The organism is Streptomyces sp. NPDC093591 (assembly GCF_044764885.1).
In the GTDB taxonomy this organism is placed as follows: Bacteria; Actinomycetota; Actinomycetes; order Streptomycetales; family Streptomycetaceae; genus Streptomyces.
In genome coordinates, this window is the sequence record NZ_JBIWIY010000031.1 from 49,883 (window position 1) to 63,769 (window position 13,887).

Below are 13,887 nucleotides of genomic sequence, written 5' to 3' on the forward strand. Positions count from 1 at the left end.
TCACCCCTTCCGTCCGAGCCGCCGTACACGCACCGACAGCGAGGGCGGCCGGGCCAACCCCAGGCCCCTGATCGCGTCGGCGAGCACGGCGTCCAGCTCGGCGCGTACGTCGTCCAGGTCGCGGAAGTGCGAGACCGCGCGGACATCGGCCTTGGCCCGGCCCATCCGCACCCGGACGGACTGGACCCCGGAGACCTCCATGGCCCGGTCGCGCAGGACGAGGGCGGCCAGGTCGCGGTGGAGGCCGGCGCGGACGTCGGGGTGGGTGCGCCGCATCGGCAGGACCGAGCGCAGGCCGGGCGTGGTGGCCAGGACCAGCAGCCACAGGCCGAGGAGCGCGGCGAGGCCCGCGCCGAGCAGCACCCAGATGTCGTCGAGGGGGCGTTCGGCGAGTTGGTGGGCCAGTTCGCGGCGCCAGCGCATGGCGGGCCGGTCGGCGCGCACGGCGGCGATGTCGTACAGGAAGATGCCTGCGCCGAGGAAGAGCAGGAGGGCTGTGATCGCGGCCGGGATCCGGCGTGCCGACCAGAAGCGGCCCTCGCCGCCGCCCTTGTCGTCGACCGGGGGCGGCGGATCGTAGTCCGCCGCCGACGCCGACTGGTCGAGGGGGTGGTCGGGTTCGGCCGTCTTCTCCATGACCGGCAGTCGTTGTGTGGTGCCCTCGGAGCCCTGGGACTCGCTCATCGCGTCCTCCCGCGTGCCGCGCCCTGTCCGGGCGCCGGGTGCAGCCGCTCCACGTGCACGGCGACCTCCGGCACCTGCATGCCCACCAACGCGCCTACCCGCTCCGCGACATGCCGACGCACGGCGGCGCATCGGGCGCCGATGTCGGTGGGGTAGTCGAGTTCGAGGTGGACACGGACGCGGGCGGTGTCGTGGGCGACGACGACGTCGGCGTAGGGCCGGTTGGCGTCGTCGGCCGGCTTCCCCACCGCCTCGCGTGCGGCCTGCGAGGCGATCTTCGCGACGACCCGGTCGGCGATCCGGGTCGCCCCGCGCTCACCCGGCGGCACGACGGGAAGGGGTCTGCCGAACTCACCGGCCCCCGCGCCCACCGGTCTCACCGCCGCCGTTCGTCACGGCGCCGGAAGAAGTCACCGAGCTCGTACTCGCCGTCCGAGAACCGCCCGACGACGAAACCGACGGCGCCCAGGGCCGCCACCAGCAGGAAGGCGCCGAATCCGCCGAAGTATCCGGCGAAGCCCAGTGCCATGCCGGCGATCATGCCGACCACAGCCATGCTCATGGTGCGCTCCTCAGCTCCTCAGCGGCTTCCGCCGCCGAGTTGTCGGTCGCCGATGCCTCACTGGATCCGGCGCTCCGGTTCCTCTTCCTCTTCCTCCGGAAGCTTCACGTCACTCACCGCGATGTTGACCTCGACCACTTCGAGGCCGGCCATCCGCTCGACGGCGGTGATCACGTTCTCGCGGACGTCCCGGGCCACGTCGGCGATCGACACGCCGTACTCGACGACGATCTCCAGGTCGAGCGCGGCCTGCACCTCGCCGACCTCGGCCTTCACACCCCGCGTCACCGACTTCGGCCCGCCGCCGGGCACCCGGTCGCGCACGGCGCCGAAGGTGCGCGACAGTCCGCTGCCCATGGCGTGCACGCCGTCCACATCACGTGCGGCCATCCCGGCGATCTTCTCCACCACGCCGTCCGCGATGGTCGTCCGCCCCCGGGCGCCGGGGTCTCCCCCGCCGCGCCTGGGCGCCTGGCTCTTTCGTGTGCTGAGGGCCTCGCCCTCCGTCCCCCGGGTCTGCTCCGTAGTCTCAGTCATGGCCGTACATCCTTTTCGGTTGTCGTCCTTTGACCACGTTAATCACGGTTGCGCGATCGCGCGCCAGGGATGCGGCAGGCTGGAGGAATGACGGCGGACCGATGGACGCAGGCAGTGAAACGACAGCTCGGCCTCGGCAGGCTTCTGCCCCTGGGCGGCCCGCACGACGGCGCGTGGATCACCGAGGGGGCGGCCGAGGCGGTGCTCCGGCGTGCGGCCCAGGACATGCGCGGGGTACGGCTGGACGCGCTCCGGATCGCGCTCATCGACCCGGACGACGTCGGCGAGGCGGCCGTACCGCCGCCGCCGAGCGCCCTGCCGCCTGGCCCCCTCCGGGTGACGGCGGATTTCGCGGCGACGGCGACCGGGCCACTGCCGACGACGGCGGAACGGCTGCGCGAGCTGCTGACCACGGCGGCGGCGGAACGCCTCGGTCTGCCGGTGGCCGAGGTGGACCTACGGGTGACGGCTCTGCTCGACGAGGACGCGGAACCCGCACCGCTACGGCAGCCGGAGCCGACGCAGGCCGCGGAGCCCCAGAACCCCGACGAGGAGCGCCTCGCCGCCGCGGCCCTGGCGGTACCGGGCGTGACCCGACTGACGGGCGCGCTGGGCGGGTTGGGGCGTGCGGTGCACCTCGAGGAGCGGCAGGACGAGACAGCCCTGCCGCGTCGGCACGCGCGCGTGGAGATCGCGGTGAGCGCGGACCGCCGGGCCGTGGAGGTGGCCCGGGAGGTCCGCAGGAAGGTGGGAGAGGCGCTGCCGGATCATCCGACGGTGGCGGTACTGGTCACCGCCATCGGCTGACCCGGGCATGGCTCAGCGGCGCACGCCTCATTCGCCGAGGCCGGCCAGGTCCCGCAACCGCCGCGCCTGCGCGGCGCGCTCGGCGCCGCGCTGCTCGTCGTACGTCCGGTCCACGGCACCACGAATCAGCGCCTTGGTCTCGATCACGGCATCCCGCGGCGCGGCCACGATGGCCCCCGCCAGATCCCGTACGGCGTCGTCGAGCTGCTCGGCGGGCACCGCGAGGTTGGCCAGGCCGCTGCTCACGGCCTCCTCGGCCAGCACGAAGCGGCCCGTCACACAGATCTCCAGCGCACGGCCGTATCCGACCAGCCCGACCAGCGGATGCGTGCCCGTCAGGTCCGGCACCAGCCCGAGGCTGGTCTCGCGCATGGCGAACTGCACGTCGTCGGCGACGACGCGCACGTCACAGGCGAGCGCGAGCTGGAAACCCGCGCCGATGGCGTGGCCCTGTACGGCGGCGATGGTCACGATGTCGTTGCGCCGCCACCAGGTGAAGCCCTCCTGGAACTCGGCGATGGCAGCGTCGAGTTCGCCGTCGCTGCTGCGCGCGAGCTCGATGAACGAAGGCTCGCCCTCGATCCCTTCGGGCGTGAACATCTGCCGGTCGAGCCCCGCGGAGAAGGACTTGCCCTCACCGCGCAGCACGACGACACGCACGCTGCCCGGCAGCAACTGCCCGGCCTCGGCGAGCGTCCGCCACATGGCGGGGCTCTGCGCGTTGCGCTTGGCCGGGTTGTTCAGCGTCACCGTGGCGATCGCGCCGTCGACGGTGAGCCGTACGCCGTTCTTGTCGAGCAGGGGAGCGAGTTCCTGGTCGGCCGAAGCCATGGGGTGCCTCCGATGCGTGCGGTCATCACGGGATGCCCGGAGGGCACCCCCTAAGTGACTGCACAGTAACCACCCGGCCGATCAACCGACCGACCGGGTGGCCACCATCGAAGCCGATGGGCCGCCCGGTCTCAGCCGGCGGCCTTCTTGCCTCGTGTCGCACCGCCACGCCCACGGAGCGTGACGCCCGACTCGCTGAGCATCCGGTGCACGAAGCCATACGAGCGGCCGGTTTCCTCGGCCAGTGCCCGAATGCTCGCACCGGAGTCGTACTTCTTCTTCAGGTCTGCCGCGAGCTTGTCGCGCGCGGCGCCGGTTACCCGGCTGCCCTTCTTCAGAGTCTCGGCCACCCGTGCCTCCTCATGGGAAGTGCGCTCTGGTCTCCTCATGATCACCCCTCCGGGCCTTCATGGCCACCCATTCGGCAAGGTCCGTGAGACATGGTTTTGACGACAGGAGCACATCCCCACATGCGGAATCTGTAATTCCGCCGCGAGTTGTCCGTACGGCCGAACGGGTTCTTTCGCGAAATGCCAGGTCAGGGACGCACGACGGCCGAGCCCTTGTCGATAAAGGACTCGGCCGTGAAATCGATGTAGTACACACCTCGGTACGAGGAGATCTCACACAGATGATGGATCACCGATAGGCCGAATGATCCATACGCCGGTGATCACGCATTCGATCAAGCCAGCGCGACGAGATCCGCGTAGTCGGCGCCCCACAGGTCCTCGACGCCGTCCGGCAGCAGAATGATCCGCTCCGGCTGGAGCGCCTCCACGGCGCCCTCGTCGTGGGTGACGAGCACGACCGCGCCCTTGTAGGTGCGCAGCGCGCCGAGGATCTCCTCGCGGCTGGCCGGGTCGAGGTTGTTGGTGGGCTCGTCGAGGAGCAGGACGTTCGCCGAGGAGACGACCAGGGTCGCGAGGGCGAGGCGGGTCTTCTCGCCGCCGGAGAGGACCCCGGCGGGCTTGTCGACGTCGTCGCCCGAGAACAGGAACGAGCCGAGCACCTTGCGGACCTCGACGAGGTCCATGTCGGGGGCCGCGGAGCGCATGTTCTCCAGGACGGTGCGGTCGGGGTCCAGGGTCTCGTGCTCCTGGGCGTAGTACCCGAGCTTGAGGCCGTGCCCCTCGATCACCTCTCCGGTGTCGGGCTTCTCGACCCCGCCGAGGAGGCGGAGCAGGGTGGTCTTGCCGGCACCGTTGAGGCCGAGGATGACGACCCTGGATCCCTTGTCGATGGCCAGGTCGACATCGGTGAAGATCTCCAGCGAGCCGTACGACTTCGACAGGCCCTCGGCGGTGAGCGGGGTCTTGCCGCAGGGCGCGGGCTCGGGGAAGCGCAGCTTGGCGACCTTGTCGGAGACCCGCACCGCCTCGAGTCCGGCGAGCAGCCGGTCGGCCCGCTTGGCCATGTTCTGCGCGGCGACGGTCTTGGTGGCCTTGGCGCGCATCTTGTCGGCCTGTGAGTGCAGCGCGGCGGCCTTCTTCTCGGCGTTCTGCCGCTCGCGCTTGCGGCGCTTCTCGTCGGCCTCGCGCTGCTGCTGGTAGAGCTTCCAGCCCATGTTGTAGACATCGATCTGGGCACGGTTGGCGTCCAGGTAGAACACCTTGTTGACGACCGTCTCGACCAGGTCGACGTCGTGGGAGATGACGATGAAGCCGCCGCGGTAGGTCTTCAGGTAGTCGCGCAGCCAGACGATCGAGTCCGCGTCGAGGTGGTTGGTCGGCTCGTCGAGCAGCAGCGTGTCGGCGTCCGAGAACAGGATGCGGGCGAGCTCGATACGGCGGCGCTGACCGCCCGAGAGCGTGTGCAGGGGCTGGCCGAGCACCCGGTCGGGTAGGTTGAGCGCGGCGGCGATGGTGGCGGCCTCGGCCTCGGCGGCGTACCCGCCCTTGGTGAGGAACTCCGTCTCCTGGCGCTCGTACTGCTTGAGCGCCTTCTCCCGGGTGGCGCCCTGGCCGTTCGCGATCCGCTGTTCGTTCTCGCGCATCTTGCGGATCAGTACGTCCAGGCCGCGCGCGGACAGGACGCGGTCGCGGGCGAGGACGTCGAGGTCGCCGGTGCGGGGGTCCTGCGGGAGGTAGCCGACCTCGCCGGAGCGGGTGATGGTGCCGCCGGCGGGGATGCCCTCGCCGGCGAGGCACTTGGTGAGGGTGGTCTTGCCGGCGCCGTTGCGGCCGACGAGGCCGATGCGGTCGCCCTTGGCTACGCGGAAGGTCGCGGACTCGATGAGGACGCGCGCACCGGCGCGCAGCTCGATACCGGAGGCGGAGATCACGGACAGACTCCAGAGCGGGGGTAGGTGGCGGGAAGGGCGGCTGAGGACGTTCCCGCCGTCTAATGCGCGAGGAGAATGGCCATGCGGTCAGTCTAACGGGGCTGTGCAACCACTTTTTCTGGGTTCGGGTGTTCGAGCCGGGGACCGCCGCCTTCGTCGACGACTTCGTTGCCGAGCGGTCTGCGGTGCGGGACGACCCGTCCCAGGTCGTCCACGGCGATGAGCTGGGCGGTCCAGGCCGCGTGGGGGCAGGGCTGGGCGACGAGAAGGGCCCCGGCGTGATGTACGGCACGTGCGGGCTCGAACACGCAGCCCGCACGGGCGGGCAGCACCCAGCGCAGATCGCCGTCGGCGATGCGGTACGCCAGGACGCCGCGCGGCGTCACGACGCCGAGGATGCCGCGCCCGAGGGGGCGCAGGACTCCGGTGCCGCCCTGGGCCGGGAGCCACTCGGCGGCCGCGGGCAGGGCGCGGTGCCAGCGCACGGAACGGCCGTCGGTGTCGGTGACCACGCCGTCGTCCCAGAGCGTGATGGCCTCCCCGCGCGCGTGGAGCGAGGTGAGGGGGCGGCGGCTTTCGCGGGTGTAGCGCCAGAGGGTGTCACCGGTGCCGGGGTCGTAGGCCTCCACGGTCGTGGCGCGGGTCTGCCGTTCCGTCGGTGGCAGCGGGATGAGGCGCGGTGGGGTGGCGTGCCGTACGCGCGCGTGGCCGGCATCGACGGCGTGGACGGTGAGGTGGTCGCCGTAGGGGGTGGGGCGTGCGTGGTGGGCGAGCGCCAGGAGCGGGATCGCAAGGAGGAGGGCCAGGACCGTCGGCAGCAGCCGGGAGCGCGTGGCCGCGGGGGGCTCGAGGGGCCCGGGAGCGGCACCGGGAGTCGCGGTCGCGTCGACCGCCTCGACCGGCAGAGCGGCCATCACGCCCCCTTGGAGCCCGTCTCGGAGCCTTCTGGGCCCGTCCCGGAACCCGCTTCCAGCGGACCCGGCGCAGAGCGTAGTCACCCCCGCGGCGAGTGGCGGGACTTGTCGTCGGGACACGGCGAGGGGGCCCCGGCCTGTCCCCCGCATGGCGGCCTCGGCTCGCGGGCCGTTGTCAGTGGTCGCTGCAAGACTGGCTGCGGGTCGGAATTCCGGCGGTCGACAGCGAGGATCACGAGCAGGGGTCACTGCGAGGGATCACGAAGGAGTGATCGGCATGGCGGGCACGAGCGGTGGGCGTCCGAGCATCTACCCGACGCTGCTGTACGCGGACGCGAAGGCGGCGATCAAGCAGCTCACGGAGGCCTTCGGCTTCACGGAGCTGGCGGTGTACGAGGCCGAGGACGGCTCGGTGGCGCACGCCGAGCTGGTGCAGGGCAACGGCGCGGTGATGCTCGGTTCGAAGGGCACCGGCAGCGCCTTCGACAAGGTGATGAAGGACGCGGGCACCACCGGGGTGTACGTCGTCGTGGACGACGTCGACGCACACCATCGACGGGCCGTTGAGCACGGCGCGGAGATCCTGATGCCCCCGACGGACCAGGACTACGGCTCGCGGGACTACATGGCCCGGGACGTCGAGGGCAATGTGTGGAGCTTCGGCACCTACGCCCCTGAGATAGAGGGCTGAAGCCGGTCCGGCTCAGTTCCCCCCGGTGTGCACCTGGAAGGCGGCGCGGCGTACGGCCTTCGCGAGCGCCGGGTCGGGGTGCGCGGCGGCGAGCGCGACCAGCACCTGCACGGTGCGGGGGTGGCCGACGGCGCGCACCTCGTCCAGGAGCATCGGCACCGTCGGCTGCACCGCGGACTCCAGGTGCCGCACGAGCATCGGGGCCTCGCCGTGGTCGGCGACGGCGGCGGCGGTGTCGACCCAGAGCCAGGTGGCCTCTTCCCGGGTGAGCACCTCGTGCGCGTCCTCGGGGTCGACGCCGTCGTGCTCGGCGAGCCACAGCAGGGCGTACGGCCGCAGCGTCGGCTCGTCGTGGACGGCGCGTACGTCGGGCTCGGCGGGGGCGCCGACGACGCGCAGCGCCTCGAAGGCGAGGCCGCGCAGCAGGGCGTCGTCGCCCCGGGCGGCGTCGAGGAGTTCGGTGACGGCGCTGCCGACGGGGCGGGCGGCGAGCCAGGCGCGGTACTCGTCGCGGGCGGCGTTCGGGCGGAGCTGGGCGCAGCCGCGGAGCATGTCCTCGGCCGCCTGCTCGATGTTCCCGGCGGGGCTCTGGGCGGCGACGCAGATCTGCTCCAGCTTGACCCAGACCGCCCAGTTGCCGAGGGGGGTGAGCGTGGCCTGGCCGTCGCCGTAGGTGAGGGCGCCGACGGAGGCGAGGGCGTGCAGGGCCCAGTCGAGGAGGGGGGCGAGAGGCGTGTCCTCGACGGCGGGCGCGTCGGCGACCGGCTCCGGCTGCGGACCGTAGGGGATCTCGCAGCGCTCGGTGCGCAGTTCGGTGACCCGCTGCTCCAGCAGGTCCAGGAGCTGCTCCACCGGGACCGGGCCGGCGGACAACTGCAGGAAGGAGAGGACCTGGGGCATGGCCGAGACGACGTCGGCCACGGCGGCGGCGTGCTCGTGCTGTTCGGGTTCCGGGTGGGCGAGCGACCAGGCGTCGAAGAGGGCGACCCAGCCGCGCAGTACGGCGCTGTCGTCGCGGTCCCAGGCGCGCAGCCGCCAGCCGGGGCGGGCGCTGTCGCCGTGCACCTCGACGAGCCCCGCGAGGCGGGCGGTGTCCCAGTCGGCGCGGACCTGAGCGACGGTCAGGCCGAGATCCTGGGCCGCGCGTTCGGCGGTCGCGTCGGAGAGGGTGCCCTTGCCGTCGGGGTGGCCCACGTCACGGCCGGGGCGCAGCGCGGCGTCGGCCCAGTGGGCGACGCGGGCCGCGCCGGCCAGACCGGAGCGAGCCATTCTGGCCAGCTCGGACCGGGCCGGGGTGCCCTCCGGGGGACGGGGCGCGGGGCGGCGTGGGCGCCGCTGGTTCACTGCTCTGGGGGCGGCGGCCAGGGGTCGCGGGCGGACGAGTCGAAGCCTGGAGTCGCGCGGGATACGGGACGTCACGGGTGCAGTCTTCCGGTTGACGGTCCGAAAACCCAAACGGAATGTCACGAGGGGCGACGGGGATGGCCAACGCACGGGGTCCCGCGGGCGGCGAGGGACTCATAACAGGCCAGTGGTACGGGGTTAAACGGAATCTGTGGCACCGGTGCGGGGAGGAGGTGGGGCGCGAGGTCGGAGCAGGGGTGGAGGGATGTCGCTTCGGCCGTGTCACATGAGCGGTGTGATGAAGCGGCGCAGGGACTCCTCGTAGGACTCGGGGTCGGCGTTCCACATGGCGGCGTGGGGAGCGTTCTTGACCGTGTTGAGGGCCACCAGGTTGGGGTGGGCGTCGGCCAGCCGGCGGGAGAGGGCCCAGGGGGCCACCCTGTCGTCGGGGCCGTGGAAGATCAGGGTCGGCACCGTGAGGCGGTCGGGGGCGCCGGTGTCGGTGCCGCGGCCGGTGTTCAGGCCGGTGCGGCCCTGGGCCGCGCGGACGGCGAGCGGCAGCAACGCGCTCGGCGTGTGGCGGGCCGTGGCGAGGGCGCGCAGGGTGGCTTCCCAGCTGAGCACCGGGGAGTCCAGGACGAGGCCCGAGACATGGTCACGCAGCCCCGAGTGCGCGGCGGCGCGCAGCGCCATCGTCGCGCCGGTGGACCAGCCGAGCAGGACGAGCTGCTTGGCGCCGTAGCGCACGGCGTAGCGCATGGCCGCGTCCAGGTCGCGCCACTCGGTCTCGCCGAGGTGGTTCAGGCCGTCCGGCGGGCGGGGGGCGCCGAGGTCGCCGCGGTAGGCGAGGGCGAGCACCGGGAAGTGGCGGCCGTTGAGGAACTCCATGACGTTCATGGCGTGTTCGCGGGTGGTGCCGAGGCCGTGCACCGCGATGATCCAGGTGTCGCGGGCGCCGGGGACGAACCACGCGGGCAGGGAGCCGAGTTCGCCGGGGATGTCGACGTCGGCGTGGTCGAGGCCGAGGGCGGCGCTCGGGTTGCCGACGTGGACGTTGGGGGTGAGCCAGACGCTGTCGCCGGGTCGGAGGGTGCCGTGCGTGACGCGTTCCAGGCGGCGTACGACGGTGTCGGCGGAGTGGTTCGCCGCGGCGAGGACGGGGCCGACGACCGCGTGTGAGCCGTCGCCGGAGAGGCCGTAGGTACCGGGGCGCAGGGAGGCCAGGTCGCGGGTGAGCGCGATCTGGCCGGCCGCCGTGGCGTGCACGGTGAGCCTGGGTTCGGTGGGCAGGGGCCTGCCGGGCGGCGCCTTCAGGGCGGCGCCGCTGGCGAACCGGCCGGCGGCGACGCTCGCGGCGCCGGCGGCGAGAGCCACGGTGACGGCAGCGGCCGTCGTTTTGACAGTGCGCACGGGTCCAGTGTCCGGGCGGACCCGAGGACAGGCCAGCGGACGGGCGACTTGGAGTGAGATCCCCGGCCCCTTCGACCCCGCGTACTGGGGGCTGCCGCCCCCAGACCCCCGCTTCGGCCCTTAACGGGCCTCGTCCTCAAACGCCGGACGGGCTGCGGTGTCACCCCCGCTGGCCATACCCCCGAAGTTTCTCCCCCGCCTCCGCCACCTGCCCCTCCGACAGCAGCGTCGGCGCGAGACCCGGCACCGAGGACGCCGTGAGCCACAGGCGGGACATCCACTCCAGTTGGGCCGTGCGGTCGTAGGCCTGGTCCAGGGTCGTGCCGTAGGTGATCGTTCCGTGGTTCTGGAGGAGGCAGGCGGTGCGGTCGGTGAGTGCCTGGAGCATGTTCTCGGCCAACTCCTGGGTGCCGTACGTCGCATACGGGGCAACCCGGACGGGGCCGCCGAGGGCGCCCGCCATGTAGTGGATCAGCGGGAGCTCCGGGACCAGGGTCGAGACGGCCGTCGCGTGGACCGCGTGGGTGTGGACGACGGCGCCGGCGTCCGTGGCGCGGTAGACGGCGAGGTGCATGGGCAGCTCGCTCGTCGGCACCAGCGCGCCCAGCACCTGCCTGCCGTCCAGGTCGACCCCCGTCACGTCCTGCGGCGTCAGGCGGTCGTACGGCACTCCCGACGGCGTGACCAGCACCGTGTCACCGACGCGCACCGAGACGTTGCCGGACGTGCCGACGACCAGCCCCTCGGACACGGTCCGGCGGGCCGTCACCACGAGGGACTCCCAGGCGTCCGCCTCCTCGGGGCGTACACGCCTGCCCCACGGCTCCCCCACTTCCTGTGCACCCTCCCGCGCATCCCGCGCGCCCCGCTGGTCCCGCTGCTCCTCAGCCATACGGCGATCCTGCCAGCCGGGGCCGGCCGGGACCGTGACGCGGCCTCAAGTCGCGACCGCGTCGGGGCACTTTAGGGCGGAAGACGGACGTCCGGAAGTACACATATGCGGATACATCATCCCCTCCCCATGCTTGGCCGGGGATCGATCGGCATTCAATGAACGTCCAGTAATCTCTGGGGGATTTGTCGTGCACGTCGCCATTCCGGGGGGAAATATGGCTCGTGATCGCAAACCGTCCCGCCACCGCTCCCGCCTCATAGCGGCATCCGTGGCAGCGCTCGCCCTCGGGGGGACCGCACTCGCCGAGATTCCGGCCGCGGCGGCCGGCAAGCCCAAGGGACATGACGTCTCGTCCCACCAGAAGAACGTCAACTGGCAGAGCGCGAAGGCGAAGGGCGCCAGGTTCGTCTACGTCAAGGCGACGGAGTCCCACACCTACCGCAACCCATACTTCAGCCAGCAGTACAACGGCTCCCGCAATGTGGGTCTGATCCGCGGCGCGTACCACTTCGCGCTGCCGAACAAGTCGTCGGGCAAGGCGCAGGCGGCGCACTTCGTGCGCAACGGCGGCGGCTGGAAGTCGGACGGCTGGACTCTGCCGCCCGCGCTCGACATCGAGTACAACCCGTACAGCAAGCACAAGTGCTACGGGCTGAGCAAGGCGAAGATGGTCAGCTGGATCCAGTCCTTCAGCAACGAGGTGAAACGGCTGACCGGTCGCCGTCCGGTGATCTACACCACCACGCACTGGTGGAACACCTGCACCGGCGCCAGCCGCGCCTTCGCCTCGAATCACGCACTGTGGATAGCCCGCTACGACTCCGCGACCGCGGGGGCTCTGCCGGCCGGATGGCAGTTCTGGACCATCTGGCAGTACGACAACGGCAGCGGCAGCCTGCCGGGTGACCAGAATCTCTTCAACGGGTCGATGACCCAGCTGAGGAAGTTCGCCCGGGGCTACTGAGCCTTGCGGCGTCTGGGCCGCGCGATGACCGACGAGACCGACGGAGCGGCGATCTCCGCTTCCGTCAGAACAACCCCCTCCACAGGACACCGTGCGGCCTGCCCCAGTTCATCTTCCGTTCACTCAGGTTACCTACGTTCGTCCGGACAATGACCTCGAACGATTGCCTGGGTAAATGGAAAACTTCTCGCTGATCCTCGCGATTGTGGTGGTAACCGCACTCGCGTTCGATTTCACGAACGGTTTCCACGACACCGCCAACGCGATGGCCACGACCATCTCGACCGGTGCGCTCAAGCCCAAGGTCGCGGTGGCCATGTCCGCCGTGCTGAACCTTGTCGGCGCCTTCCTCTCCGTGGAGGTCGCCAACACGATCTCCAAAGGTCTCGTCGACGAGACCGGCATCCGTCCCGAGGTCATATTCGCCGCCTTGGTCGGCGCGATCCTCTGGAACCTGCTGACCTGGCTGGTCGGACTGCCCTCCAGCTCCTCGCACGCCCTCATGGGCGGCCTGATCGGCGCCACCATCGCCTCGGCCGGCGTCGGCGCGGTCCACGGCGACGTGCTCGTCACCAAGGTGCTGATCCCGGCGATCGCCGCCCCGCTGGTCGCCGGCATCGCCGCGCTGCTGGCCACGCGCCTGACGTACTCCCTCGGCAAGAAGGCCGACGGCAACGCCTCCAAGAAGGGCTACCGCGCCGGCCAGATCGCCTCCGCCGGCCTGGTCTCGCTGGCCCACGGCACGAACGACGCGCAGAAGACGATGGGCATCATCACCCTCGCCCTGGTCGCCGGCGGCACCCTCGCCCCCGACTCCGACCCGCCCATGTGGGTCATCCTCTCCGCGGGCATCGCCATCGCGCTCGGCACCTACCTCGGCGGCTGGCGCATCATCCGCACCATGGGCAAGGGCCTGACCGACCTCCAGCCGCAGCAGGGCTTCGCCGCCCAGACCAGCGCCGCGACGGTCATCCTGGCCTCCTCCCACCTGGGCTTCTCCCTCTCCACCACGCACTCCGTCTCCGGCGCGGTGATGGGCGCGGGTCTGGGCCGCAAGGGCGGCGTCGTCCGCTGGTCGACGGCCACCCGCATGTTCGTCGCCTGGGGCCTCACGCTCCCGGCCGCCGCACTGGTCGGCGCGCTCGCCGAGTACGTGACCGGCTTCGGCGCCTGGGGTACGGCCCTCGTCGCGATCTTCCTGGTCGCCTCCAGCGCCGCCATCTGGAAGATCTCCCGCCGTGAGGTCGTCGACCACACGAACGTCAACGAGACCGACGAGCCGGCGGGTGTCGTCACCACGGCGATGGCCGCCGTGACCCCGCCTCCCACGGGCGGCTCGGTGAGCGAGGAACTGGCGGCCACCATCCCGGCCCCGTCCTCCGAGCCGACGCCTTCGCAGACCACCACGGTCTGACACCCAGCCGCTTACTCACCCCAGTTACCCAGGAAGAAGAATCATGAAGATCGACTGGGCGGCCCTCGGCTCCGTCTTCGGCGTCAGCCTCGTGGTCACGGTGGCCCTGGTGGGCCTGTTCACCCTCGGTATCGCGGGCCTGTCCCGCCAGGAGAAGGCCTCGGCCCAGGGCGGCTCGGCGGCCCTCGCGGTCACCGGCGCGTACGCGTGCTTCGCGGCGTGTGCGGCGGCTGTGACCTACGGCATCTACCTGATCGTGGCCTGACGCATCCGGCCTCCGCGTCCGCCCTGCCCGCCTCCGTCTCACGACGGTGGCGGGCAGGGCGCTTTTCCACCCCGGTGTGGGGTTCTGCACACTCCGCTGTCGCAGGTCAACGGCAAGTTGACGCCCCTTCCAACCCCGTGGTGGACTTCCGGAGCCATGTACGGCGGCAGAAGAGGAAGCCGGTGAAAGTCCGGCGCGGTCCCGCCACTGTCACCGGGGTAGAAAGCCCCGGGAGCCAGGAACTCTCGCCGCCGGTCTCGTCGAACCAGGGCGTGGACACCCTGA

The 13,887-nt window shown here is 71.6% G+C and carries 16 protein-coding genes and 1 riboswitch; of the genes, 5 read left to right on the top strand and 11 right to left on the bottom strand.

The genetic code is table 11. The features are described 5' to 3' along the window. The 4 genes from ACIREI_RS43850 to ACIREI_RS43865 are packed head-to-tail and all read right to left on the bottom strand — an operon-like array spanning position 1 to position 1,783. Positions 1-684 carry a DUF6286 domain-containing protein gene (locus ACIREI_RS43850; RefSeq protein ID WP_403345719.1) on the bottom strand — a complete coding sequence of 228 codons (684 nt, stop codon included), beginning with the start codon at positions 682-684 and terminating at the stop codon, positions 1-3. Beyond that, positions 681-1,064 carry an Asp23/Gls24 family envelope stress response protein gene (locus ACIREI_RS43855; protein WP_403345721.1) on the bottom strand — a complete coding sequence of 128 codons (384 nt, stop codon included), beginning with the start codon at positions 1,062-1,064 and terminating at the stop codon, positions 681-683. The genes ACIREI_RS43850 and ACIREI_RS43855 overlap by 4 nt, the downstream gene beginning before the upstream one ends. Next, complete coding sequence (locus ACIREI_RS43860; RefSeq protein WP_403345723.1) at positions 1,061-1,246, bottom strand: hypothetical protein; 186 nt, start codon at positions 1,244-1,246, stop codon at positions 1,061-1,063. Before ACIREI_RS43860 ends, ACIREI_RS43855 begins: the two co-directional genes overlap by 4 nt. Before the next feature lie 57 nt (positions 1,247-1,303). Further along, complete coding sequence (locus ACIREI_RS43865; RefSeq protein ID WP_403345725.1) at positions 1,304-1,783, bottom strand: Asp23/Gls24 family envelope stress response protein; 480 nt, start codon at positions 1,781-1,783, stop codon at positions 1,304-1,306. An 87-nt stretch (positions 1,784-1,870) separates the two neighbouring features. Here ACIREI_RS43865 and ACIREI_RS43870 point away from each other — a divergent pair, with 87 nt between their 5' ends. Beyond that, complete coding sequence (locus ACIREI_RS43870) at positions 1,871-2,590, top strand: nucleopolyhedrovirus P10 family protein (RefSeq protein WP_403345727.1); 720 nt, start codon at positions 1,871-1,873, stop codon at positions 2,588-2,590. Between the two features lie 27 nt (positions 2,591-2,617). On the opposite strand, the gene ACIREI_RS43875 is transcribed toward ACIREI_RS43870, so the two are convergent. The 4 genes from ACIREI_RS43875 to ACIREI_RS43890 all read right to left on the bottom strand — a co-directional run bounded on the left by ACIREI_RS43875 (position 2,618) and on the right by ACIREI_RS43890 (position 6,619). Next, a complete protein-coding gene (locus ACIREI_RS43875) occupies positions 2,618-3,421 on the bottom strand; it encodes an enoyl-CoA hydratase/isomerase family protein (RefSeq protein ID WP_403345729.1) in 804 nt (267 codons plus the stop codon). A gap of 131 nt (positions 3,422-3,552) precedes the next feature. Beyond that, positions 3,553-3,771, bottom strand: a complete 219-nt coding sequence (locus tag ACIREI_RS43880) for a helix-turn-helix domain-containing protein (RefSeq protein WP_019758351.1) — start codon at positions 3,769-3,771, stop codon at positions 3,553-3,555. 335 nt (positions 3,772-4,106) lie between these two features. Further along, entirely contained in the window at positions 4,107-5,705 is a 1,599-nt protein-coding gene (locus ACIREI_RS43885) for an ABC-F family ATP-binding cassette domain-containing protein (protein WP_403345732.1), read from the bottom strand. 92 nt (positions 5,706-5,797) lie between these two features. After that, entirely contained in the window at positions 5,798-6,619 is an 822-nt protein-coding gene (locus ACIREI_RS43890; protein ID WP_403345734.1) for a hypothetical protein, read from the bottom strand. Between the two features lie 277 nt (positions 6,620-6,896). Between ACIREI_RS43890 and ACIREI_RS43895 the strand changes: the two genes are divergently transcribed. Next, positions 6,897-7,310: a VOC family protein gene (locus ACIREI_RS43895; protein ID WP_403345736.1), complete on the top strand. Its 414-nt coding sequence runs from the start codon at positions 6,897-6,899 to the stop codon at positions 7,308-7,310. Positions 7,311-7,322: 12 nt separating this feature from the next. Here the strand turns inward: ACIREI_RS43895 and ACIREI_RS43900 are convergent, their stop codons facing one another. The 3 genes from ACIREI_RS43900 to ACIREI_RS43910 form a co-directional block, all read right to left on the bottom strand. After that, positions 7,323-8,729, bottom strand: a complete 1,407-nt coding sequence (locus ACIREI_RS43900) for a hypothetical protein (RefSeq protein WP_403345738.1) — start codon at positions 8,727-8,729, stop codon at positions 7,323-7,325. 207 nt (positions 8,730-8,936) lie between these two features. Then, positions 8,937-10,064, bottom strand: a complete 1,128-nt coding sequence (locus ACIREI_RS43905) for an alpha/beta hydrolase (RefSeq protein WP_403345740.1) — start codon at positions 10,062-10,064, stop codon at positions 8,937-8,939. 160 nt (positions 10,065-10,224) lie between these two features. Continuing rightward, positions 10,225-10,956: a class II aldolase/adducin family protein gene (locus ACIREI_RS43910; protein WP_403345742.1), complete on the bottom strand. Its 732-nt coding sequence runs from the start codon at positions 10,954-10,956 to the stop codon at positions 10,225-10,227. 217 nt (positions 10,957-11,173) lie between these two features. On the opposite strand from ACIREI_RS43910, the gene ACIREI_RS43915 reads away from it, so the two are divergent. The 3 genes from ACIREI_RS43915 (at position 11,174) to ACIREI_RS43925 (ending at position 13,602) form a co-directional block, all read left to right on the top strand. Next, positions 11,174-11,923 carry a lysozyme gene (locus ACIREI_RS43915; protein ID WP_403345744.1) on the top strand — a complete coding sequence of 250 codons (750 nt, stop codon included), beginning with the start codon at positions 11,174-11,176 and terminating at the stop codon, positions 11,921-11,923. A 175-nt stretch (positions 11,924-12,098) separates the two neighbouring features. Then, a complete protein-coding gene (locus ACIREI_RS43920) occupies positions 12,099-13,337 on the top strand; it encodes an anion permease (RefSeq protein ID WP_403345746.1) in 1,239 nt (412 codons plus the stop codon). Between the two features lie 43 nt (positions 13,338-13,380). Next, positions 13,381-13,602 (top strand): hypothetical protein, encoded by a 222-nt coding sequence (locus ACIREI_RS43925; RefSeq protein ID WP_403345748.1) that lies wholly within the window; start codon positions 13,381-13,383, stop codon positions 13,600-13,602. Between the two features lie 124 nt (positions 13,603-13,726). After that, a riboswitch (cobalamin riboswitch) is annotated at positions 13,727-13,870 on the top strand. Positions 13,871-13,887 lie beyond the last annotated feature (17 nt).